Below are 21,321 nucleotides of genomic sequence, written 5' to 3'. Positions count from 1 at the left end.
CTCACCGCCCGCGCCACCCAGAACCTCTCCTCCTTCGATCTGGACCTCCAGCAGCTGGAGATCACCCGGATCGAGGTGAACGGACGGACCGCCCGGTTCAGCCGGGACGGCGCCGAGGTCACCGTCACCCCGCGCGGCCCGCTCGCCAGGAACCGGCGCTTCACCGTGCGCGTCACTTACGGCGGTGTGCCCCGGCCCCTGACCGGGCCCATCGTCTTCGGCTCCGAGTACGGCTGGATGAAGACGCCCGACGGTGTCTTCGTCGCCTGCGAGCCCAACGCCGCCTCCACCTGGTTCCCGTCCAGCGACCACCCCTCCGACAAGGCGACCTACGACATCCGGATCAAGGCGCCGAAGGGTCTGACCGCCGTCTCCAACGGGCGGCTGGTGTCGACGCGCGACCGGGGCGGATCGACGTACACCCACTGGCGGGAGTCCGAGCCGATGGCGACCTATCTCGCCACCGCCACCATCGGGAAGTTCGACGTCCGCACCGGCCGCACCCCCGGCGGCATCCCGATCTACGTCGCCGTCGACCCGGTCCTGAAGAACTCGAACAAGGTCGATGTGTACGCGGTCACCGCGGAGGCCACCGACTACTGGTCGAAGATCTTCGGGCCCTACCCGTTCGAGGAGACCGGCGCGATCGTGGACGACATGCCCGAGGCCGGGTTCTCGCTGGAGGTGCAGTCCAAGCCGGCGTACTCCGCCGTGCGCAACGAGACGACCATCGTGCACGAGCTGGCCCACCAGTGGTTCGGCGACTCGGTGAGCGTGGCCCAGTGGAAGGACATCTGGCTCAACGAGGGCTTCGCCACCTACGCCCAGTGGCTGTGGGCCGAGCACCGGGGCACCCGCACCGCCCGTGACGCGTTCCTGGCCGACTACGACTCGTACCCGGCCGACTCGCACTTCTGGCAGACGAAGGTCGCCGACCCGCAGCGGGACACGATGTTCGCCGACGCCGTCTACGACCGCGGCGCCATGACCCTCCAGGTGCTGCGCGAGCGGATCGGCGACAAGGCGTTCTTCCGGCTGCTCCCCGTCTGGACCCGGCTGCACCGGCACGGCAACGCCGACACCGCCGACTTCATCCGCCTCGCCGAGCGGATCAGCGGACAGCAACTCGGTGATCTGTTCGACACCTGGCTGTTCACCACAGGTAAACCCGCCCTGTGAGCCTGGCTTTGTAAGGTTCAGCCCGCTCGACAGGTGAGAATGTCAGGGTGCAGCTCCAACAGTTCTTCAGCCCCTCCGTCCAGCACACGCTCGACGTGATCGGCATCTTCGTCTTCGCGATCTCCGGCGCGCTGCTGGCCGTCCGGAAGAACTTCGACGTGTTCGGCATCGCCGTGCTCGCCGAGGTCACCGCGCTGGGCGGGGGACTCTTCCGCGATGTGGTGATCGGGGCCCTGCCCCCGGCCGCCTTCACGGACCTCGGGTACTTCGTCACCCCGTTGCTCGCCACGCTCGTCGTCTTTTTCCTGCACCCGCATGTGGAGCGGATCCAGACGGCGGTGCTGGTCTTCGACGCGGCCGGCCTCGGCCTGTTCTGCGTCAGCGGTACGACGAAGGCGTACGGCTACGGCCTCGGCCTGACCGCGTCGGCGACGCTCGGCCTGGCCACCGCGGTCGGCGGCGGTGTGCTGCGCGACCTGGTGGCCAACGAGGTGCCCTCGCTGCTGCGCTGGGACCGCGATCTGTACGCGGTCCCGGCGATGGTCGGCGCGGGCATGGTGGTGCTGTGCATTCGCTACGACGCGCTGACCCCCCTCACCAGTGGGATCGCGGCCGTCACCGCTTTTGCGCTGCGTCTTCTCGCGATGCGGTACCACTGGCGAGCTCCGCGTGCGTGGAACCGCCGGTCGACGGTGACCGAGGAGTAGTACCGGTGCTCCCGGCCGCGGCCGTCCCGGCCGGGGCGCCGACGCCGGTCCCGGGGGTGCCGGGGACGGAGTGGTCCCGGCCCTTGGCGTGGCTCTGGCCCATCTGGAGGGTGAGCCAGCGGAACACGTCGGGCACCTGCGGCCGCCACAGCGCCATCGTGTGACCGCCCGCGCTCTTCGGCAGGAAGACCACGTGCACGGTGGTCGGCGCCTTGGCCACGGACTCCAGGGCCATGCCCGCCTCGTAGCCGTCACCGGACTCGCCGGAGAGGTAGAGCGCGATGGGCGGCGGCACGGTGGCCTTCTTCAGCAGCAGGTAGGGGTTGTTCTCGGCGCGCAGGGTGGGGTTCTGCGCGGCCAGCGAGTTGCGCTCGCCGATCGGGTCGTTGTAGCCCGACATGCTCACCGCGGCCTTGTACCGGTCCGGGTGCGCCACGGCCAGCTTGACCGCGCACTGGGCGCCCGCCGAGTACCCGGCGATGGCCCAGCCCTGCGGGGCCGGCTGGGCACGGAAGTTGTCCATGACCATCTTGGGCACGTCGATGCTCAGCCAGGTGTCGGCGTTGACCTGCCCCGGGATGTTGGCGCAGCCGGTGTCCACACCGGCCAGCAGGTTGGTGCGCGGGGCGACCATGATGAAGGGGGCGACCTGGCCGCTCTTCATCAGCGGCAGCAGCTGCTCATGGGCCTTCATCGAGCCGAACCAGGCGCGCGCCGAGCCGGGGTAGCCGGGCAGCACCTCGACCACCGGGAACTTCTTGTGCCTGTACGCCGGGTCGTCGTACTGCGGCGGCAGCCAGACGTAGACCTCGGCGTCGACGCCGGAGACCCGGCCCTTGAGCTGGGTGACGCGGACGCCGCCGGCGGAGTGCATGCCGGGCCCGGTGGCCTGCTCGAAGGTCTGCTTGACCTTGGGCAGGTGCTTGACCGCTATGCCGCCGGTGCCGTCGCGGCCGAGGTCGGCGGCCTGCTCGACATGGCTGCCGGTGCCGAAGAGGTCGGCCCAGTTGTCGTACAGGTTGTTCTGGTTGTTCACCAGCACGAAGACCAGCGTGACGGCCGTGCCCTGGGCGAACAGCAGCATCAGTACGCGGGCGACGGTGCGCAGGTGCTTGGGGCCGCGCATCTTCGACCACAGCAGAAGCGGCAGTATGAGGGCGATCACGGCCAGCACGACGGTCGTGTAGAGGAACGGAGTCCCGGTGAGGCTCATGTCCCGATAGAGGGAAAACAAGGCCCCGGGGTTACGGACGTGTCCTGACACTTACCGAGAAATTGCCGAAACCTCACCTCCTGTGATCCTACCGTGACGGCGAGGGGTGGTGACACGGGAAAGCTACCGCTTAGTAATTGCCTGTTGTACCGTTCGGGCATGGCAGAAGCAGCTTCCGCGCCCTCCCCGTCGCGGGCCGTGACCGGCGACAGCGAGTTCGACCGCGACACCGCCGTCGTCCGCCGCGAGCCCGGGGTCTACGACATCGACCTCTCGGCCGGCTGGACCATCCTCGGCGCCGTCAACGGCGGCTATCTGCTGGCCGTGCTCGGCCGGGCCCTCGGGGACGCCCTGCCGCACCCGGATCCCTTCACCATCTCCGCGCACTATCTGACCGCGTCCCGGCCGGGCCGTGCCGTGATCCGCACCGAGACCGTCCGCACCGGCCGCACCCTCTCCACCGGCCAGGCCTCGCTCTTCCAGTACGACGACGAGGGCAACGAGGTCGAGCGCATCCGCGTCCTCGCCTCCTACGGCGACCTCGCCGGCCTCCCCGACGACGTCCGTACGACCGCGAAGCCGCCCGCCATCCCGCCCTACGAGCAGTGCTTCGGCCCGGCCGACGGCCCCGACCCGCTCAAGGGCGTCTCGGCCATCACCGACCGGCTGCTGCTCAAGCTGGACCCGGCCACCGTCGGCTGGGCGATCGGGCAGCCCTCGGGCAAGGGCGAGATGCGCGCCTGGTTCGGCCTCGCGGACGGCCGGGACGCCGACCCGCTCTCGTTGCTGCTGGCCGTGGACGCGCTGCCGCCGACCGCCTTCGAGATGGGCCTCAAGGGCTGGGTCCCCACCGTCGAACTGACGGCCCACATCCGGCACCGCCCCGCCCCGGGCCCGCTGCGCGTCGCCATCACGACCCGCAACCTCGCCGGCGGCTTCCTGGAGGAGGACGCGGAGGTCTGGGACAGCGAGGACCGGCTGGTGGCCCAGTCCCGCCAGCTGGCGCGGGTCAGGCTGGCCTGACCCGGGCGCGCCCGGGGCCCGGGATCAACGGGCGGGCGTCACGAACTCCGGCTGGTCCAGCAGCCGCAGCCAGCTGCCGTCGGGCTGGCGCCTGGCGACCTGGGCGCGGGCGCCGGTCCCGTCCTTCGGCGGGGTCGCGGTGAGCGCGATGTCGCCGCTGACCAGCGTGGGCAGCGGGGGCTCCGGCTCGAACCGGGGCCGGTTCGCCAGCACCTTCGCCCACAGCTCCCGGATCGCCTCCCGGCCCACGGTCCGCTCGCCCGGCGGGTACGCCAGCACCGCGTCCTCCTCGTAGAGCGCGGCGACCCCGGCCGCGTCCCCCGCGTTGGACCGCTCGACGAACAAGCGGGTGATGTCCTCGGGGCGCATGGCCTTCTCGTACTCGGGCACGGCTTCCTCCTCCGTGATGTCTGTCCGTGATGCCTGACGACGCTGTCCGCCGACACCGTCTGTCGTCGTCACCGTCTCTCGACGCCTCCCAGCCTGGTCGCGGGCCGATCAGAAGTCCAACAGATGGAACTTCTGAGAACTAGAATCCGGAGTCATGGAGCTGAGGCAGCTGGAGTACTTCGTCGCGGTCGCCGAGGAGCGGAACTTCACCCGGGCCGCCGAGCGGGTGCACATCAGCCAGTCCGGCGTCAGTGCCCAGATCCGCCGGCTGGAGCGGGAGCTGGGGGCGGAGCTGTTCGACCGCTCGGCGCGGACGGTCACGCTCACGGTCGCGGGCAAGGCCGCGCTCGCCCACGCCCGCACCGCGCTCGCCGCGGCCGGGGCGGTCGGGCAGGCGGTGGGCGAGGTGAGCGATCTGATCCGGGGCCGGCTCACCGTCGGGATGGTCGTCGGCTGCACCGTGACCCCACTGTTCGACGCCCTCGCCGCGTTCCACCGGGACCACCCCGGGGTGGAGCTCTCGCTCCTGGAGGACAACTCCGACCGGCTGGTCGAGGGGGTGCGCGCGGGCGCCGTCGACCTGGCGCTGGTCGGTGCCGCGGCCGCCGCTCCGGAGGGCCTGGAGGCGCTGACCCTGATCAGCGAACGGCTCGTCGCCGCCGTACCGCCGGGTCATCCCTTGGCCGCAGGGCCCCGCGTCGCCCTGTCCGAGCTGGTCGCCCACCCGATCGTGTGCATGCCGCCCGGCACCGGACTGCGTACGGTGTTCGACCAGGCGTGCGCCGCGCGGGACCTCCACCCCGTGATCGCCCTCCAGGCCACCGCCGCCGACGCCATCGCCGGCCTCGCCGCCCGCGATCTCGCGGTCGCCGTCCTCAGCGAGTCCATGGCCGCGCGCTACGGCGACCGGCTCACCGCCCGCCTGATCGAGGACGTCGAGACCCCCGCGCTGCTCGCGCTGATCTGGAAGGACGGACAGGGCCCTGCGGTGCGCGAACTGCTCGCGTACAGCCGCCGGGCGTTCGCCGGTCCGGCGCGCGCCTAGCGCCATGTGGCACCACGTGGCGTCATCTGGTGCCACATGGCACCGCCCGGTGCCACCTTGGTGCACGAGGTTTCATTCCCGCATCTGCGCAGGTCAGGGTATTGGTGTCGACGGCCGCCGTGGATTCCCGTGCGTGTGACGCCATTCTCCCTTGCGCATGGCACCATTGTGGTGCCATGATGGCGTCATGGACCTGACCCCCTATGTCGACAACCTCCGTCGCGAACTCTCCGTCGCCGCCGAAGCGGGCGGGGAGGACGCCCGGGAGTTGGCCGAGCGGCTGACCGCACCCTTGGAGTCGGCGGCCCGGTTGACGATGCTCAATGTGCTGTCCGCGGCGATGGACGAGATCACCCGGGACCTGGCGCCCGGCTCGGTCGATGTGCGGCTGCGGGGGCTGGATCCCGACTTCGTGGTGACGCTGCCGGAGACCGGCGGGCCCGTCGAGGCCGCCGCCGAGCCGGTCGCGCCGCCGCAGGCGCCCCTGGACACCGACGAGGGCGGCACCGCCCGGGTCAATCTGCGGCTGCCGGCCCAGCTGAAGGCGCGGGCCGAGGAGGCCGCGAGCCGGGAGGGGCTGTCCGTCAACGCCTGGCTCGTGCGGGCGGTGTCGGCCGCGGTCGACGGCGGAGCCCGGCCGCGCCCGGCGGAGAAGACCCAGACATTCGGACAGAGCTTCACGGGCTGGGTGCGCTAGTCGCACCCCGCCCGACCGCTTCACTCAGACCACGTCCCACCAGCGGGGACGCCCCAAGGACTCATGAGGACGGCACAGCCATGCCTGCTTTCGACACTCCCGGACCCATTTCGGTCACCGCCCATGTGGGCGCCGGTTCCATCCGGTTCATCGCGAGCGACCGCCCCGACACCGTCGTGGAGGTACTGCCCGGCGGCAAGCGGGGCAGGGACGCACGGGCCGCCGAGCAGACGGAGGTCACGTACACGAACGGCGAACTGAGCGTGCGGACCAAGGAGCGCACCTTCATCGGCCCCAGCGGCACCGTCGAGGTGACGGTCGAACTGCCCACGGGCTCACGCGTCGATGTGAGCGGCTCCTGGGTCCAGGTGTTCGGTGAGGGCGGGCTCGGCGAGGCCCGGGTGAAGACCTCGGTCGGCGATGTCCGCCTCGATGCGGCCGGGCCGCTCAAGCTGACCGTCTCCCACGGCTCGATCAGCGTCGACCGGGTCGCGGGCGGCGCCGAGATCACCACCAGCTCCGGCAGTTTGCGCGTCGGCACCGTCCATGGCCCCGCCGTGCTGAAGAACTCGCACGGCAGCACGGTCGTCGGCGTCGTGACCGGCGAGCTGCGGGTGAACGGTGCCAACGGCGACATCGACATCGAGTGCGCCGAGGGCGATGTCGTCGCCACCACCGCCCACGGCACCCTGCGCGCCGCCGAAGTCGTGCGCGGCAGCGTGCAGTTGGAGACTTCTCACGGCGCCATCGAGGTCGGCGTCCGCGCGGGCACCGCCGCCTGGCTCGACGTCAGCTCCGAGCTCGGGCATGTGCGCAACACGCTCACCGCCTCCGGCACCCCCGAGCAGTCCGAGGAGACCGTCAAGGTCCGCGCCCGTACCCGCTACGGCAACATCGACGTGCGCCGCGCCCGGCACTGAGCCGCCGTACCGGCCCCGCGCACCTCACCTTCGTCCCTCGCACGCTCTTCTTCACTCCACCTCAGCCTTCGAACGGGGGGCGTCATGCCTTCTTCTGTCATGCCCACGCCAAGGAGGGAGGGTGATGTGCGGCCACCCGCCGCCGTCTCCGCCTTCGACCTGCGCAAGTCCTACGGCGACAAGACCGTCCTTGACGGCATCGATCTGCGCATCCCGGCCGGGACCGTGTTCGCGCTGCTCGGGCCCAACGGGGCCGGCAAGACCACCACCGTGCAGATCCTTTCCACGCTCGTCGCCGCCGACGGCGGGCAGGCCCAGGTGGCCGGCCACGACATCGGCACCGCCCCGGACCGGGTGCGCGCCGCGATCGGGGTCACCGGGCAGTTCGCCGCGCTCGACGACCTGCTCACCGCCGAGGAGAACCTGCTCCTCATGGCCGACCTGCTCCGCCTCGGCAAGCGCGAAGGGCGCGCCCGTACAGGTGAGTTGCTCGAACGGTTCGGCATCGCGGACGTCGCCCGCAAGCGGGCCGCGACCTTCTCCGGCGGCATGCGGCGCCGGCTCGACCTCGCCATGACGCTGGTCGGCGACCCCCAGGTGATCTTCCTGGACGAGCCGACGACCGGCCTCGACCCGCGCAGCCGGCGCACCATGTGGGACATGGTGCGCGAGCTGGTCGCGGGCGGTACGACGGTCTTCCTCACCACCCAGTACCTGGAGGAGGCCGACCAGTTGGCCGACCGGATCGCCGTGCTGGACGGCGGCCGGATCGTGGCCGAGGGCACCGCCGACGAGCTGAAGGCGCGCATCCCCGGCAGTCATGTACGGCTGCGGTTCACCGACTCCGCCGAGTACGAGCGTGCGGCCGGTGCCTTCCCCGGCGCCGCCCGGGACGACGACGGACTCGCCCTGCGGGTCGCGGGCGACGGCGGACTCGACGCGCTGCGGGCGCTGCTCGACCGGCTCGACGCCGCCGGCATCCGGGCCGCCGGCTTCTCCGTGCACACCCCCGACCTCGACGACGTCTTCCTCGCCCTGACCGGCCAGGGCACCGCGGGATCCGGTGCCCCGCTGCACCTCAAGGAGAACCGATGAGCACGTTCGCCCACGCCGTGCACGACTCGCGGACGATGCTGCGACGCAACCTCAAGCACGCGATCCGCTACCCCTCCGTGGGGCTCGGCGCCGCCATGATGCCGATCCTGATGCTGCTGCTGTTCGTGTACGCCTTCGGGGGCTCGATCGGCGCGGGCATGGGCGGCCGGGACGCCTACATCGGCTATCTCACCCCCGGGATCATCGTCATGGGCGTGGCCGCCGGTTCGATGTCGACCTCGATCGCGGTCTGCAACGACATGACCGAGGGCATCATCAACCGCTTCCGCACCATGGACATCACGCGCTCGTCGTTCCTGACGGGTCATGTCATCGGCAGCGTCATCCAGACGATGCTCTGCTGCGTCCCGGTCGTCGGCGTCGCCCTCGCGATCGGCTTCCGCTCCGGGGCGAGCCCGCTGCGGTGGCTCGCCGCGGCCGGTCTGCTCGCGGCCGTCGCGTTCGCGGTGACCTGGCTGTCGGTGGCGCTCGGCCTGATCTCCAAGACGGTCGAGTCCGCGAGCAACAAGCCGCTGCTGATCCAGTTCCTGCCGTTCCTCGGCTCGGCGTTCGTGCCGGCCGGGTCGATGTCGCCGGGGCTGCGCTGGTTCGCGGAGAACCAGCCGTTCACACCGGTGATCGAGACGCTGCGCGGACTGCTCTGCGGCACCGCGATCGGCGACAACGGATGGATCTCGCTGGCCTGGTGCGCCGGGATCGCGCTGATCGGCTACCTCTGGTCGCGCTCGCTGTTCAACAGCGGCACCAAGCGCTGACGGCTCGGACGGACCAACTGGACGAAACCGTAAGGGTGTTCAGTCCAGCCAGTGATCGCGGCCGATGGTGATGAGTCGCAGCTGCCGGGTGGCCAGCCGGGCCACCCGGTCCCGCTCGTCCGCGGGACGCTCCAGCGCCTCCAGGAACAGGGAGGCGCTGATCAGCATCTGGTCGACGTACAGCCGCGCGAGCATCAGCACGTCGTCGTCGCTCCAGCCCGCCGCCTCGGGGTCCTGGGCGAGGGTGGCCTTCACCTCCTCGGCGAACCGGGCCAGTTGACCGCCGATGGCCTCGCGCACCGGCTGCACCCCGCCGTGCCGCTCACGGGCGATGAAGCGGATGTGCGAGGGGTGGGCCGCGACGTAGTGGGCGATCAACTCCACGGCGCGGGAGATGCGTTCCTCGCTGTCGCCGGTCGTGGACACCGTCTCGCGCACCATCGGGTGCAGGCTGCCGAGCGCCTCGTCGACCAGGGCGACGCCGAGGTCGGGGATCGAGCGGAAGTGCCGGTAGAAGGCGGTGGGGGCGACCCCGACGGCCCGGGTGACCTCGCGCAGTCCCAGGCTGCTCAGGCTCTGCTCCTCCAGCAGCGCGAGCGCCGCGTCGAGGAACGCCTGCCGGGTCTTCTGCTTCTGGGCCTGCCGGGTGCCGAGGGTGTGACTCATGTCATCCAGTTAACAACTGTTCTCTGGAATTGAAAAGCCGTCGGACGCGCTAGACTCAAAGTCAGTGAACAAGTGTTACTACAACTGTTCACCGAAACTTTACAGAGCTGGAACGCGAGGCATCTCGGAGGGGGATCTGATCCCATGCTGTTCCTTGTCGCCGCCCTCATGCTGCTCGGTGTGGTGCTGGGCACCGTCGCCCACGCGCCGCTGGCCGTCACCGGCGCACTGGCCGCCGTCATCGCCGTCTGGCTCGGCGTCTTCGCCGTCCGCGAGCGGATCGGCCGCCGCCGGCGCGCCTCGGCCAACTGACCGCCACCGACCATCGGGAGTCGAGCACCATGCAACTCACCGCACCGGCCACGGGCCGCACCGAGGCCCCCGCCCGCACCCGTGACGCCGACGGCATGGCCGTCGCGTCCTTCATCCTCGGCCTTCTCGGCCTCCTCGTGCTGAACCTGTTCCTCGGCCCGATCGCCATCGCCCTGGCCGCGGTCTCCCTGTGGCGCGGCACCGCCCGCCGCGGCCGCGCCTACCTGGGCCTGGCCCTGGGCGTCGCCGACCTCGCGGTCCTGCTGATCGCCATCCAGGTCTCCAACACGGTCTCCTGGAGCCTGTGACCGGCCGACGGCACGTACGGCGACGGGGAAGGGCGGGTGCGGCTGACGGAGGGCGCACCGCCGAGGAGAAGGCCGCGCCGTAGAATCTCCCCACCATGGCTTACCTCGACCACGCCGCGACCACCCCGATGCTCCCGGAGGCGGCAGAGGCTCTGACCGCGCAGCTGAGCATCACGGGCAACGCCTCCTCCCTGCACGCCTCCGGCCGCCGGGCCCGTCGTACGGTCGAGGAATCCCGCGAGACACTCGCGGACGCGCTCGGCGCACGACCCAGCGAGGTCGTGTTCACCTCCGGCGGCACCGAGGCCGACAACCTCGCCGTGAAGGGCCTGTACTGGTCCCGCCGCGCCGCCGACCCCGCCCGTACCCGGGTGCTGTCCAGCCCCGTCGAGCACCACGCCGTCCTGGACGCCGTGCACTGGCTCGGCGAGCACGAGGGCGCCACCGTCGAGTACCTCCCCGTCGACGCCCACGGCCGTGTGCACCCCGACGCCCTGCGCGAGGCCATCGCCCGCGCTCCCGAGGATGTCGCGCTGGCCACCGTGATGTGGGCCAACAACGAGATCGGCACGATCATGCCGATCCGCGAACTCGCCGACGTGGCCGCCGAGTTCGGTGTCCCGCTGCACGCGGACGCCGTCCAGGCCTTCGGCCAGGTCCCCGTCGACTTCGGCGCCAGCGGCCTGGCCGCGATGACCGTCTCGGGGCACAAGATCGGCGGTCCGTACGGCATCGGCGCCCTGCTGCTGGGCCGCGAGCACACCCCCGTGCCCGTCCTGCACGGCGGCGGCCAGGAACGCCATGTGCGCTCCGGCACCCTGGACGTCCCCGCCATCGCCTCCTTCGCCGTCGCCGGCCGCCTCGCGGCGGAGCGGCGCGGTGCCTTCGAGCGTGAAGTGGGCGCCCTGCGCGACCGGTTGGCCGAGGCCGTGCTGGCCGCCGTACCGGACGCGATCCTCGGCGGCGACCCCGCCCCCGGCGGCCGGCTGCCCGCCAACGCGCACTTCACCTTCCCCGGCTGCGAGGGCGACTCCCTGCTGCTCCTGCTGGACGCCCAGGGCATCGAGTGCTCCACCGGCTCCGCCTGCACCGCGGGCGTCGCCCAGCCCAGCCACGTCCTGCTCGCCGCCGGTGTGGACCCCGACCTGGCCCGCGGCACCCTGCGCTTCTCCCTCGGCCACACCTCCACCCGGGCGGACGTGGACGAGGTCGCGGGGGCCATCGGACCCGCCGTGGAACGCGCCCGCGCGGCCGGTCTCACCTGAACCCGCGACCGGAAAAGGGCACGCAAACCGGAGAAGGGCACAGAAAACGACCTACGAGGCGGGTTCCCTTCGCCGGCATGGTCCGGATCAGGTGTCTGGAGGTCGCCTTCCGGTCCGTCCTGCGACCTTCCGGCCTCTCAGCCCGAGCGTCGACGTCGGCACCAGCGGATCCCTCGCGGTCTCACGCTGACGTCGGCTACTCCGCTTGGACTCCCTCACTCGTCTCGTAGGTCTGCAACCAGAGTAATCCCGCCCATACCAGACATAAAGAGCCCGGCCCATGATTTTTCCGGGGCCCGTACCCTGGAAGGGTTATGACTGAGACCCCGCAGCGCCCCCTCCGCGTCCTCGCCGCCATGTCCGGCGGGGTCGACTCCGCCGTCGCCGCAGCGCGCGCCGCGGAAGCCGGCCATGACGTCACCGGCGTCCATCTCGCGCTCTCCGCCAACCCCCAGTCCTTCCGCACCGGCGCGCGGGGCTGTTGCACCATCGAGGACTCGCGCGACGCCCGCCGCGCCGCCGACGTCATCGGCATCCCCTTCTACGTGTGGGACCTCGCCGACCGCTTCCGCGAGGACGTCGTCGAGGACTTCATCGCCGAGTACGAGGCCGGCCGCACCCCCAATCCCTGCCTGCGCTGCAACGAGAAGATCAAGTTCGCCGCGCTCCTCGACAAGGCGCTCGCCCTCGGCTTCGACGCCGTCTGCACCGGCCACTACGCCCAGGTGATCGTCCGCGCGGACGGCTCCCGCGAGCTGCACCGCGCCTCCGACATGGCCAAGGACCAGTCGTACGTGCTCGGCGTCCTGGACGAGAAGCAGCTCGCGCACGCGATGTTCCCGCTCGGCGACACGGTCACCACCAAGGAGGAGATCCGCGCCGAGGCCGAGCGCCGGGGCCTCGCGGTGGCCAAGAAGCCCGACTCGCACGACATCTGCTTCATCGCCGACGGCGACACCCAGGGCTTCCTCGCCCGGCGGCTCGGCAAGGCCGAGGGCGACATCGTGGACGAGTCCGGCGCCCGTCTGGGCACTCATGAGGGGGCGTACGGCTTCACGATCGGCCAGCGCAAGGGCCTGCGCATCGGCACCCCGGCCCCCGACGGCAAGCCGCGCTACGTCCTCGACATCTCCCCGGTGGACAACACCGTCACCGTCGGCCCGGCCGCCGCCCTGGACGTCACCGCCCTCACCGCGATCAAGCCCCGCTGGTGCGGCACCGCCCCCACCGACCCCGGCACCTACACCGCCCAGCTGCGCGCCCACGGCGGCGAGACCGAGGTGCGGGCCGAGCCGGTCGACGGCGAACTGCGCGTCACCTTCACCGAACCGGTCCGCGGCGTCGCCCCCGGCCAGGCGATCGTGCTGTACGACGGCACGCGCGTCGTCGGCTCGGCCACCATCGCCTCCACCACCCGGGCGACGACGGCGGCGTGACCGCCGTTTCAAGGCGCCCTTCTGCCTAAGCGGCGAAGAAGTCGGCCAGCACCGGCCCCAGCACCTCCGGCTCCACCATGTGGGTCTGACCCTCCAGGACCCGGTACGCGCCGCCGGGCACCGCGTCCGCGATGTCCCGGCAGGACCGCCGCATCCACTCGGGACTCGCGCCGCCCACGACCGCCAGCAGCGGCACGGAGACGGCCGCGAGGCGGGCACGGGGGAGCAGCCCGTCGCCCAGCACGGCGTCGTCGTGCGCGAGGCTCGGCGCGGCGGCCTCCAGACCCGGCCACATGGGGGACTGGCGGGCGCGCTCGATCATCTCCTCGCCGAGCCCGGTGAGCCGCAGGAACAGCTGGACCGCGTCCCCGTGCCGGCCCTCCGCGAGCGCCTGTCCCAGGTCCCGCTTGTACGCGGCCTCCCGCGCGGCGCCGTCCGCCAGATGGTCCGCGTACGGCACCTCGTACACCGCCGTACGGGTGACCGGCAGCCCGCTCGCCGCCGCCTCCAGCGCCAGCGCGCCGCCGGAGGAGACGCCGAACAGCGCGGCGTCCCCGCCGACCGCCTCCAGCAGCGCGGCCAGGTCCTCGACCTCGCGGTCCACCGCGTACGGCGCCGTGTCGCCGCTTCTGCCGCGGCCCCGGCGGTCGTAGACGACGGCCGTCACCCGGTCCGCGAGCCGCTCGGCCAGCGGGGCCAGGGTGCCGCCGGTGGACATCGCGCCGCTCACCAGGATCACCACGGGCCCCCGGCCGCTCACCGAGTAGGCGAGGGAGGTTCCGTCGCGTGAAGTCGTCTTCTTGTCCATGTCGGTGCAGACTGCCGCACGACGCCGGACTCGTCGGTCACGACACGTCGACGTCGTAGAAGCAGAGGTGGTCCTTGATCGGCGCGACGTCCGGCTTCGGCTCCGGGTACGCCCAGACCAGGTCCGGGGCGTCCGGCAGCGACCAGTAGGACGCCGTGCCCTTGAACGGGCAGACGGTGTGGGTCCCGGACGGGGTCAGCAGGTCGAGGCGTACGTCCTCGGCCGGGATGTAGTAGCGATCCGGGCAGCCCGTCTCGCGCAGTACGAGGGGGCGGTCGGTCTCCGCGAGCACCTGGTCGCCGTGCACCACGCGCACGTGCCGCTCGCCGGCTTCGATGGTGATGATGTGTCCTTCGGCCATACCTGGACAGCGCCGGCGGGCCCCCGGTTCTTCCCGCGTACGGTGGGGACCATGAACATCTGTGTCTTCCTCTCCGCCGCCGACCTCGACGAGCGGTACACCCGCCCCGCCCGTGAGTTCGCGAAGCTGATCGGCAAGAGCGGCCACACCCTGGTCTGGGGCGGCTCCAACGTCGGTCTGATGAAGGTCGTCGCCGACGGGGTGGAGGAGGCGGGCGGCCGGCTGGTCGGCGTGTCCGTGGAGTTCCTGGCCAACAAGACCCGGCCCGCCGCCGACGAGATGGTGATCGCCCCCGACCTCGCCGAGCGCAAGAAGCTGCTCCTGGAGAAGGCCGACGCCGTGGTCATCATGGTGGGCGGCACCGGCACCCTGGACGAGGCCACCGAGATCCTGGAGCTGAAGAAGCACGGCCGCACCCAGAAGCCGGTGGTGCTGCTGAACACGGCCGGGTTCTACGACGGGCTGCGCGAGCAGTTCCGCCGCATGGAGGAGGAGGGCTTCCTGCCCCGCCCCCTGGCCGACCTGGTCTTCTTCGCCGAGGAGCCGGTCGGTGCGCTGGCCTACCTGGAGGAGCAGCTGGGCACCCGCTGATGCGAGCATGGCGGGTATGGCTACACATGTGATCACCGGGGCCGGTTCCGGCATCGGCGCGGCCCTCGCCCGCCGGCTGCACGCGCGCGGGGACGAACTCGTGCTGCACGCGCGCGACGCGGGCCGCGCGAAGGAACTGGCCGCGGAGTTCCCCGGGGCGCGCACCCTGGTCGGCGACCTCGCCGAACCGGACCGGCTCTCCTGGGCGTTCTCCCACCAGACCCTGCCCGACCGGGTGGACTCCCTGCTGCACGTCGCCGGCGTGGTGGACCTCGGCGAGGTCGGCGAACTGACCCCCAGGTCCTGGCGTCACCAGCTCGACGTCAACCTCCTCGCCCCCGCCGAGCTGACCCGCCTCCTGCTGCCCCAGCTGCGCGCGTCCCGCGGCCATGTCCTCTTCGTCAACTCCGGCGCGGGCCTCGCCGCACACGCCGGCTGGGCCGCCTACGCCGCCTCCAAGCACGGCCTCAAGGCCCTCGCCGACGCCCTGCGCCAGGAGGAGCACGCCTCCGGAGTCCGCGTCACCTCCGTCTACCCGGGCCGCACCGCGAGCCCCATGCAGGCCAAGGTGCACCAGCAGGAGGGCAAGGAGTACGACGCCGGCAAGTGGATCGACCCCGAGTCGGTGGCCACGACGATCGTGATGGCCCTCGACCTGCCCCGGGACGCCGAGGTCAATGATCTGACGGTACGACCGGGCCGCTGAGCTGACGGTACGACCGGGCCGCTGACCCGACGGCCGGCCGGGCCGCCGGCCTGACCGCCCGACCGTGCCGCCGAGCCGCGCCCGCCGGTTCCGTAGGCTTCTCCGGTGAGCGAAAACAGCGTGTTCAGGTTCGCCGGGGCCACCGGGGTCGGGTCCATGCCGGGCGGGGACGCCCGGGAGGCCGTCAAGACCGTCATCGGATCCTTCGAGGACTTCCCGTACCTGCCCGAACTGCCCGCCCGCGGCCCCGGCGCCGACATGATCGGCCGGACCGCCGGGATGCTGGTCGAGCTGTACGCGCGCGTGGAGCCCAGCGGCTGGCGGATCGGCGACCGGCCGGGGCGGGACACCCGGCGGGCGCGGGGCTGGCTGCGGGAGGACCTGGACGCGCTGGAGGAGTTCACCCAGGGGTACGAGGGCGACCTGAAGGTGCAGGCGGTCGGGCCCTGGACGCTCGCCGCCGCCCTGGAGCTGCGAGGCGGCGAGGCCGCCCTCTCCGACCCCGGCGCCTGCCGCGACCTCGCCGCCTCCCTCGCCGAGGGACTGCGGCTGCATCTCGCCGAGGTACGGCGCCGGGTGCCCGGCGCCCGCGTCCTGCTCCAGCTCGACGAGCCCTCGCTCACCGCCGTACTGCGCGGCCAGGTCCGCACCGCCAGCGGCTACCGCACCCACCGCGCCGTCGACCGCCAACTCGTCGAGCACACCCTGCGCGACGTCATCGGCGCCCACCCGGACGGACCCGTCGCCGTCCACTCCTGCGCCCCCGACGTCCCGTTCGCGCTGCTGCGCCGGGCCGGCGCCGACGCCGTCTCCTTCGACTTCGCGCTTCTCACCGAGCGTGACGACGATGTGATCGGTGAGGCCGTCGAGGCGGGCACCCGGCTGTTCGCCGGTGTCGTGCCCGGCACGGACGGCCCATTGTCAGACCCTGCCGGTAGCGTCATGGGTGTCAGGACGTTGTGGCGCAGGCTGGGCTTGCACCCGGGCCTGCTCGCCGAGGCGGTCACCCTCACCCCGGCGTGCGGTCTCGCGGGCGCTTCCCCCGCCTATGCGCGCCGGGCGCTCGCCCAGTGCGTCCAGGCGGCGAGATCCCTCGCGGACAACCCAGAGTAACGGGAGGACAACACGGTGGCCGGCGACAAGCAGGCGGAGACCACGGCGGTGCCCGCCGAGGCCCGCGACAGGCACGCGCAGCTGGCGGAGCAGATCGAGGAGCACCGCTTCCGGTACTACGTGAAGGACGCTCCCGTCGTCAGCGACGCCGAGTTCGACCAGCTCCTGAAGTCCCTGGAGGCGCTGGAGGAGCAGTACCCCGAACTGCGCACCCCCGACTCACCCACCCAGAAGGTGGCGGGGTCCTACGCGACGGAGTTCACCGCGGTCGAGCACCGCCAGCGCATGCTCTCCCTCGACAACACCTTCAACGACGAGGAACTGGCCGCCTGGGCCGACCGCATCGCCCGCGAACTCGGCGACCAGACCTACCACTTCCTGTGCGAGCTGAAGGTCGACGGCCTCGCCGTCAACCTCACGTACGAACACGGCCGCCTCACCCGCGCCGCGACCCGTGGCGACGGCCGCACCGGCGAGGACATCACGCCCAACGTCCGTACGATCGCGGACATCCCCGACCGGCTGGGCGGCGACGAGGTCCCCGACCTGGTCGAGATCCGCGGCGAGGTCTACTTCCCGATGGAGAAGTTCCTCGAACTGAACGAGCGGCTGGTCGCGGCCGGCGACAAGCCCTTCGCCAATCCCCGCAACGCGGCGGCCGGTTCGCTGCGCCAGAAGGACCCCCGGGTCACCGCCACCCGCCCGCTGCACATGGTGGTGCACGGCATCGGCGCGCTGGAGGGCTTCAGCGGCATGACCCGGCTGTCCCAGGCCTACGACCTCCTCAAGACCTGGGGCCTGCCCACCTCCTCGCACAACCGGGTGGTCGACGACCTCGACGGCGTCCGCGGGTTCATCGCGCACTACGACGGCGAGAACCGCCACTCCGTGGAGCACGAGATCGACGGCGCCGTCATCAAGCTGGACGAGATCCGCCTCCAGGGCCGCCTCGGCTCCACCGCGCGCGCCCCTCGCTGGGCCATCGCGTACAAGTACGCGCCGGAGGAGGTCAACACCAAGCTCATCGACATCAAGGTGGGCGTCGGGCGCACCGGCCGGGTCACGCCGTATGCCCAGGTCGAGCCGGTCACCGTCGCGGGCAGCGAGGTCGAGTTCGCCACCCTGCACAACCAGGAGGTCGTCAAGGCCAAGGGCGTGCTGATCGGCGACACCGTCGTGATCCGCAAGGCCGGCGATGTCATCCCGGAGATCCTCGGCCCGGTGGTCGACCTGCGCGACGGCAGCGAGCGGGAGTTCGTGATGCCCGGCGAGTGCCCCGAGTGCGGCACCCCGCTGCGGCCCATGAAGGAGGGCGACATCGACCTCCGCTGCCCCAACGGCCGTACGTGCCCGGCCCAGTTGCGCGAGCGCGTCTCCTATCTCGCGGGCCGTGAGTGCCTGGACATCGAGCACTTCGGCGGGGTGGCCGCGGCAGCCCTGACCCGCCCGCTGGAGCCGGCCGAACCCCCGCTGGTGGACGAGGGCGACCTGTTCGACCTGACGGTGGAGAAGCTGCTGCCCATCAAGGCGTACGTCCTGGACCCGGACAGCGGGCTGCCCAAGCGCGACCCCAAGACCGGTGAGGAGAAGGTCGTCACGGTCTTCGCCAACCAGAAGGGCGAGCCGAAGAAGAACACCCTCGCCCTGCTGGAGAACATCGAGGCGGCCAAGTCCCGTCCGCTGGCCCGTTTTCTGAACGGACTGTCCATCCGGCATGTCGGCCCGGTCGCCGCCCAGGCCCTCGCCCGCGAGTTCCGCTCGGTCGACCGCATCGAACAGGCCACGGAGGAGGAGCTGGCGGCCACCGACGGCGTCGGCCCCATCATCGCGGCCGCGGTCAAGGAGTGGTTCACCGAGGAGTGGCACCGCGAGATCGTCCGCAAGTGGAAGGCCGCGGGCGTCCCGTTGGAGGACCAGGTCAGCGGGGAGGCGGAGGGTCCGCGTCCGCTGGAGGGGCTCACCGTGGTGGTCACCGGCACGCTGGAGAACTTCACCCGGGACGGCGCCAAGGAGGCGCTCCAGAGCCGGGGCGCCAAAGTGACCGGCTCGGTGTCGAAGAAAACCTCTTTCGTGGTCGTTGGTGACAATCCGGGATCGAAATACGACAAGGCCATGCAATTGAAGGTTCCGGTGCTCGATGAGGACGGATTCGGCGTCCTGTTGGAGCAGGGCCCGGACGCCGCGACGGAGGCCGCGCTTCCGACCGAGGAGTAGCGGTTGAAGGCCACCCGTTCGGCGCATACCAGTTGCATACGGGTGGCCCCGGGCGCATTCGGGCAACCGCCGACGACCGGTGCCCGTGGAAGCCCCGCGCGGCCTAGTGTTGAGTTGTGCACCTGCCGATCCCGGCGACGGACGGGGGCATTTCCCTGCCCGCCGCGGGCGCGGCAAGGGTTTCTTCAGCGCGAAGCCGCCGATGGTGTCGGACATCGGGCCGCGTGGCGTGGGCACCGCCGGCTGTGAGAGGGACGGGAATGGAACCGACCGAGAGCGTCGCCCCGGACTCACGGCTGCGCCTGCGCCGCCGCGCGCTCGCCTGGCGGGAGATCCTGCGGCCCGGCCGCGCCGGGGGCCGCACGCGCCCGCGCGTCCGTCCGGCCCAGGCCGGCCCCCTCACCCCGCCGGGCGCCCGGGTGCCGCTCGCCATCGAACCCTCGCCCGGCCTCGCGGGTGCGGGTGCCGGCCTCGGCGGCGAGCCGGAGGCGGGCCGGCCGAGCCCCTGGCCCGCGCTGCCCGCGGCCGTCACGGCGGCCGCCGCCCTCGTCCTGGCCGCCGGTTTCCTGCGCGCCTTCGGCGGCCGGCACGCCCTCTTCCCGTGCGGCACCACCGGCTGGTCGCTGGCCCTGCTCACCGGGATCATCGTCGGCCACCTCGTGATGCTGGGCCGCGCCCGCTGGTGGGGCGGCACCGGCTCGGGCGCCGCCCTCACCCTCGCCGTGCTGTTGCTCTACGGCTGGGTGCCCGCCGGCCTGGTCAGCCTGACCGTCGTCGTCCTGGTCGGCGTCGCCCGCAGGCACCGCTGGCGCCAGGGCGTGCTGCACGGCGCGACGGACATCCTCGGCATCGGCGTGGCCGCCCTGCTGCTCGGCGCGCTCGGCCGGGTGCCCAGCGTGGAGCAGCCCTGGCGGGCGCACAGTTGGAGCCTCGCCACGGTGCCCGAGGTCGCGCTGGCCGCCGTCGCCTATCTCGGCGTCGGCCGCGGCCTGCTGTGGTACCTGACCGCGCCGCGCGAGCACGGACTGCCGAGCATCCCCCGGCCCGCGCTGGTCCGACAGGGCCTGGTGGCCGTGGCGCTGCTCGGCATCGCGCCGCTGGTGTGCGTGGTCGCCGACGCCCAGCCGGTGCTGCTGCCGCTGTTCGCCATCCCGCTCATCGCCCTCGACTCCGCCCTGTGGATGGCCCGGGCCCGCGCCGAGGAGCAGCTGCGCGACCCGCTGACCGGGCTGCCCAACCGGCAGTGGCTCCAGGAGCGGATCTGGACCGCGCTGGACGACGCCGACCGCATCGGCGCCCGTTCCGCACTGATGCTGATCGACCTCGACCGCTTCCGTTCGGTCAATGACACCCTCGGTCATCTCGCCGGTGACCGGCTGCTGTTGCAGATCGCCGAGCGGCTGCGGCTCGCCCTGCCGCGCGGTGCGGAGGCGGCCCGGCTCGGCGGCGACGAGTTCGCGGTCTTACTGCCCGTCGCCGACTCCATCACGTCGGCGATGCGGGTCGCCCGCGGCCTGGTGACCGCCCTCAGCTCCCCGCTCGACCTCGACGGCCTCACCCTGGTGCTGGAGGCCAGCGCCGGGGTCGCCGTCTTCCCGGACCACGCGAGGGACGCGGAGGGGCTGCTGCGGCGGGCCGACGTGGCCATGTACCAGGCGAAGCGGGACCGTACGGGCGTCGAGGTCTACGAGTCCAAGCGGGACTCCAACACCCCGGACCGGCTCGGCCTCCTCGGCGATCTGCGCCGGGCGCTGGACGCGCACGAGGTGGAGCTGCACTACCAGCCCAAGGTGCGCTTCGACGGGCAGGTGGCCGGGCTCGAGGCGCTGGTGCGGTGGGTGCACCCGGAGCGCGGGAAGGTGCCGCCGGACGAGTTCATCGCGATCGCCGAGTCCTCCGGGCTGATGCCCCATCTCACCGAGTACGTTCTGGAGACCGCCCTCGAACAGGTCGCCCGCTGGCGGTCGGGGGGCATCCGGGTGCCGGTCGCGGTCAATGTCTCCCCGCGCGATGTGCACACGCCCGGCTTCGCGGGCTCGGTCGCCGCGCGGCTGGCCCGGCACGGAGTACCGGCGGGCGCGTTGCAGCTGGAGATCACCGAGCACGTCCTGCTGGAGGACCCGCAGCGGGCCGCCGACACCCTCGCGGCGCTGACCGGACACGGCGTGAAGATGTCCCTGGACGACTTCGGCACCGGGTACTCCTCCCTGGTGCATCTGCGGCGGCTGCCGGTCAGCGAGCTGAAGATCGACCGCTCCTTCGTGGCCCGGCTCGCGGTGGACACCGAGGACGCGGAGATCGTGCGCTGCACCGTCGATCTCGCGCACTCCCTGGGGCTGCTGGTCGTCGCGGAGGGCGTGGAGGACGACGAGACCTGGGAGCGGCTGCGGGACCTGGGCTGCGACGCGGTGCAGGGGTGGCTGGTGGCCGCGGCGATGCCGCCGGAGGAGGCGACGGCCTGGCTGCGCTTCCGCCAGACCAGCGTCGGCTCACCCA

Annotated in this window: 22 protein-coding genes; 17 read left to right on the top strand and 5 right to left on the bottom strand. The window is 72.0% G+C overall.

The annotated features are described in order from the left end of the window. Both CCN72_RS24460 and CCN72_RS24455 read left to right on the top strand, forming a co-directional pair. Positions 1-1,179 (top strand): M1 family metallopeptidase (locus CCN72_RS24460; protein ID WP_086809633.1); only part of this gene is annotated, 1,179 nt, incomplete at its 5' end. Positions 1,180-1,226: 47 nt separating this feature from the next. After that, a complete protein-coding gene (locus tag CCN72_RS24455) occupies positions 1,227-1,886 on the top strand; it encodes a trimeric intracellular cation channel family protein (RefSeq protein WP_086809631.1) in 660 nt (219 codons plus the stop codon). On the opposite strand, the gene CCN72_RS24450 is transcribed toward CCN72_RS24455, so the two are convergent. Next, on the bottom strand, positions 1,795-3,099 hold the full coding sequence (locus tag CCN72_RS24450; protein ID WP_086809630.1) for an alpha/beta hydrolase: 1,305 nt from the start codon (positions 3,097-3,099) through the stop codon (positions 1,795-1,797). The genes CCN72_RS24455 and CCN72_RS24450 overlap by 92 nt on opposite strands. Before the next feature lie 159 nt (positions 3,100-3,258). Here CCN72_RS24450 and CCN72_RS24445 point away from each other — a divergent pair, with 159 nt between their 5' ends. Then, on the top strand, positions 3,259-4,122 hold the full coding sequence (locus CCN72_RS24445; protein ID WP_086809628.1) for a thioesterase family protein: 864 nt from the start codon (positions 3,259-3,261) through the stop codon (positions 4,120-4,122). A 24-nt stretch (positions 4,123-4,146) separates the two neighbouring features. Here CCN72_RS24445 and CCN72_RS24440 read toward each other — a convergent pair whose 3' ends face one another. After that, positions 4,147-4,512, bottom strand: coding sequence for a YybH family protein (locus tag CCN72_RS24440; RefSeq protein ID WP_086809626.1), 366 nt, complete (start codon positions 4,510-4,512; stop codon positions 4,147-4,149). A gap of 154 nt (positions 4,513-4,666) precedes the next feature. Here CCN72_RS24440 and CCN72_RS24435 point away from each other — a divergent pair, with 154 nt between their 5' ends. The 5 genes from CCN72_RS24435 (at position 4,667) to CCN72_RS24415 (ending at position 9,045) form a co-directional block, all read left to right on the top strand. Then, positions 4,667-5,557, top strand: a complete 891-nt coding sequence (locus CCN72_RS24435; RefSeq protein WP_086809625.1) for a LysR family transcriptional regulator — start codon at positions 4,667-4,669, stop codon at positions 5,555-5,557. 187 nt (positions 5,558-5,744) lie between these two features. Beyond that, a complete protein-coding gene (locus CCN72_RS24430; RefSeq protein ID WP_086809623.1) occupies positions 5,745-6,254 on the top strand; it encodes a toxin-antitoxin system HicB family antitoxin in 510 nt (169 codons plus the stop codon). Between the two features lie 80 nt (positions 6,255-6,334). Further along, positions 6,335-7,174: a DUF4097 family beta strand repeat-containing protein gene (locus tag CCN72_RS24425; protein ID WP_086809621.1), complete on the top strand. Its 840-nt coding sequence runs from the start codon at positions 6,335-6,337 to the stop codon at positions 7,172-7,174. Between the two features lie 99 nt (positions 7,175-7,273). Beyond that, positions 7,274-8,269 carry an ATP-binding cassette domain-containing protein gene (locus tag CCN72_RS24420; protein WP_086809619.1) on the top strand — a complete coding sequence of 332 codons (996 nt, stop codon included), beginning with the start codon at positions 7,274-7,276 and terminating at the stop codon, positions 8,267-8,269. Beyond that, a complete protein-coding gene (locus CCN72_RS24415; protein WP_086809617.1) occupies positions 8,266-9,045 on the top strand; it encodes an ABC transporter permease in 780 nt (259 codons plus the stop codon). The genes CCN72_RS24420 and CCN72_RS24415 overlap by 4 nt, the downstream gene beginning before the upstream one ends. Before the next feature lie 39 nt (positions 9,046-9,084). Here CCN72_RS24415 and CCN72_RS24410 read toward each other — a convergent pair whose 3' ends face one another. Continuing rightward, positions 9,085-9,711, bottom strand: a complete 627-nt coding sequence (locus CCN72_RS24410) for a TetR family transcriptional regulator (protein WP_085566671.1) — start codon at positions 9,709-9,711, stop codon at positions 9,085-9,087. 144 nt (positions 9,712-9,855) lie between these two features. Between CCN72_RS24410 and CCN72_RS39730 the strand changes: the two genes are divergently transcribed. From CCN72_RS39730 to mnmA, 4 genes are all read left to right on the top strand, one after another. Beyond that, entirely contained in the window at positions 9,856-10,023 is a 168-nt protein-coding gene (locus tag CCN72_RS39730) for a hypothetical protein (RefSeq protein WP_086809615.1), read from the top strand. Between the two features lie 29 nt (positions 10,024-10,052). Continuing rightward, entirely contained in the window at positions 10,053-10,331 is a 279-nt protein-coding gene (locus CCN72_RS24400; protein ID WP_086809613.1) for a DUF4190 domain-containing protein, read from the top strand. A 95-nt stretch (positions 10,332-10,426) separates the two neighbouring features. Next, a complete protein-coding gene (locus CCN72_RS24395; protein WP_086809611.1) occupies positions 10,427-11,596 on the top strand; it encodes a cysteine desulfurase family protein in 1,170 nt (389 codons plus the stop codon). Between the two features lie 314 nt (positions 11,597-11,910). Beyond that, positions 11,911-13,032 (top strand): tRNA 2-thiouridine(34) synthase MnmA, encoded by a 1,122-nt coding sequence (mnmA, locus tag CCN72_RS24390; protein WP_086809609.1) that lies wholly within the window; start codon positions 11,911-11,913, stop codon positions 13,030-13,032. A gap of 25 nt (positions 13,033-13,057) precedes the next feature. Here mnmA and CCN72_RS24385 read toward each other — a convergent pair whose 3' ends face one another. Both CCN72_RS24385 and CCN72_RS24380 read right to left on the bottom strand, forming a co-directional pair. Next, complete coding sequence (locus CCN72_RS24385) at positions 13,058-13,840, bottom strand: alpha/beta fold hydrolase (RefSeq protein WP_086809607.1); 783 nt, start codon at positions 13,838-13,840, stop codon at positions 13,058-13,060. A gap of 37 nt (positions 13,841-13,877) precedes the next feature. Continuing rightward, positions 13,878-14,201, bottom strand: a complete 324-nt coding sequence (locus tag CCN72_RS24380; RefSeq protein ID WP_086809605.1) for a DUF427 domain-containing protein — start codon at positions 14,199-14,201, stop codon at positions 13,878-13,880. A 51-nt stretch (positions 14,202-14,252) separates the two neighbouring features. Between CCN72_RS24380 and CCN72_RS24375 the strand changes: the two genes are divergently transcribed. The 5 genes from CCN72_RS24375 to CCN72_RS24355 all read left to right on the top strand — a co-directional run. Then, complete coding sequence (locus tag CCN72_RS24375) at positions 14,253-14,792, top strand: LOG family protein (RefSeq protein ID WP_086809603.1); 540 nt, start codon at positions 14,253-14,255, stop codon at positions 14,790-14,792. Between the two features lie 7 nt (positions 14,793-14,799). After that, positions 14,800-15,498 carry an SDR family oxidoreductase gene (locus tag CCN72_RS24370; protein ID WP_086809601.1) on the top strand — a complete coding sequence of 233 codons (699 nt, stop codon included), beginning with the start codon at positions 14,800-14,802 and terminating at the stop codon, positions 15,496-15,498. Between the two features lie 105 nt (positions 15,499-15,603). Next, positions 15,604-16,611 carry a methionine synthase gene (locus tag CCN72_RS24365; RefSeq protein ID WP_086809599.1) on the top strand — a complete coding sequence of 336 codons (1,008 nt, stop codon included), beginning with the start codon at positions 15,604-15,606 and terminating at the stop codon, positions 16,609-16,611. A gap of 15 nt (positions 16,612-16,626) precedes the next feature. Beyond that, entirely contained in the window at positions 16,627-18,825 is a 2,199-nt protein-coding gene (ligA, locus tag CCN72_RS24360; RefSeq protein ID WP_086809597.1) for an NAD-dependent DNA ligase LigA, read from the top strand. 260 nt (positions 18,826-19,085) lie between these two features. Next, positions 19,086-21,321, top strand: a 2,236-nt coding sequence (locus CCN72_RS24355) for a putative bifunctional diguanylate cyclase/phosphodiesterase (protein ID WP_107430147.1), incomplete at its 3' end; no start/stop codon positions are given.

The organism is Streptomyces murinus (genome assembly GCF_002154555.1).
Taxonomy (GTDB): domain Bacteria; phylum Actinomycetota; class Actinomycetes; order Streptomycetales; family Streptomycetaceae; genus Streptomyces; species Streptomyces murinus.
This window is presented reverse-complemented; position numbering and strand designations above follow the sequence as displayed.

What these genes read in the sequence shown, in the direction of transcription:
- CCN72_RS24450 (WP_086809630.1), bottom strand. Translation starts at nt 3,099, where the DNA reads ATGAGCCTCACCGGGACTCCGTTCCTCTACACGACCGTCGTGCTGGCC.
- CCN72_RS24445 (WP_086809628.1), top strand. Translation starts at nt 3,259, where the DNA reads ATGGCAGAAGCAGCTTCCGCGCCCTCCCCGTCGCGGGCCGTGACCGGC.
- CCN72_RS24435 (WP_086809625.1), top strand. Translation starts at nt 4,667, where the DNA reads ATGGAGCTGAGGCAGCTGGAGTACTTCGTCGCGGTCGCCGAGGAGCGG.
- CCN72_RS24430 (WP_086809623.1), top strand. Translation starts at nt 5,745, where the DNA reads ATGGACCTGACCCCCTATGTCGACAACCTCCGTCGCGAACTCTCCGTC.
- CCN72_RS24425 (WP_086809621.1), top strand. Translation starts at nt 6,335, where the DNA reads ATGCCTGCTTTCGACACTCCCGGACCCATTTCGGTCACCGCCCATGTG.
- CCN72_RS24420 (WP_086809619.1), top strand. Translation starts at nt 7,274, where the DNA reads ATGCCCACGCCAAGGAGGGAGGGTGATGTGCGGCCACCCGCCGCCGTC.
- CCN72_RS24415 (WP_086809617.1), top strand. Translation starts at nt 8,266, where the DNA reads ATGAGCACGTTCGCCCACGCCGTGCACGACTCGCGGACGATGCTGCGA.
- CCN72_RS24410 (WP_085566671.1), bottom strand. Translation starts at nt 9,711, where the DNA reads ATGAGTCACACCCTCGGCACCCGGCAGGCCCAGAAGCAGAAGACCCGG.
- CCN72_RS39730 (WP_086809615.1), top strand. Translation starts at nt 9,856, where the DNA reads ATGCTGTTCCTTGTCGCCGCCCTCATGCTGCTCGGTGTGGTGCTGGGC.
- CCN72_RS24400 (WP_086809613.1), top strand. Translation starts at nt 10,053, where the DNA reads ATGCAACTCACCGCACCGGCCACGGGCCGCACCGAGGCCCCCGCCCGC.
- CCN72_RS24395 (WP_086809611.1), top strand. Translation starts at nt 10,427, where the DNA reads ATGGCTTACCTCGACCACGCCGCGACCACCCCGATGCTCCCGGAGGCG.
- mnmA (WP_086809609.1), top strand. Translation starts at nt 11,911, where the DNA reads ATGACTGAGACCCCGCAGCGCCCCCTCCGCGTCCTCGCCGCCATGTCC.
- CCN72_RS24385 (WP_086809607.1), bottom strand. Translation starts at nt 13,840, where the DNA reads ATGGACAAGAAGACGACTTCACGCGACGGAACCTCCCTCGCCTACTCG.
- CCN72_RS24380 (WP_086809605.1), bottom strand. Translation starts at nt 14,201, where the DNA reads ATGGCCGAAGGACACATCATCACCATCGAAGCCGGCGAGCGGCACGTG.
- CCN72_RS24375 (WP_086809603.1), top strand. Translation starts at nt 14,253, where the DNA reads ATGAACATCTGTGTCTTCCTCTCCGCCGCCGACCTCGACGAGCGGTAC.
- CCN72_RS24370 (WP_086809601.1), top strand. Translation starts at nt 14,800, where the DNA reads ATGGCGGGTATGGCTACACATGTGATCACCGGGGCCGGTTCCGGCATC.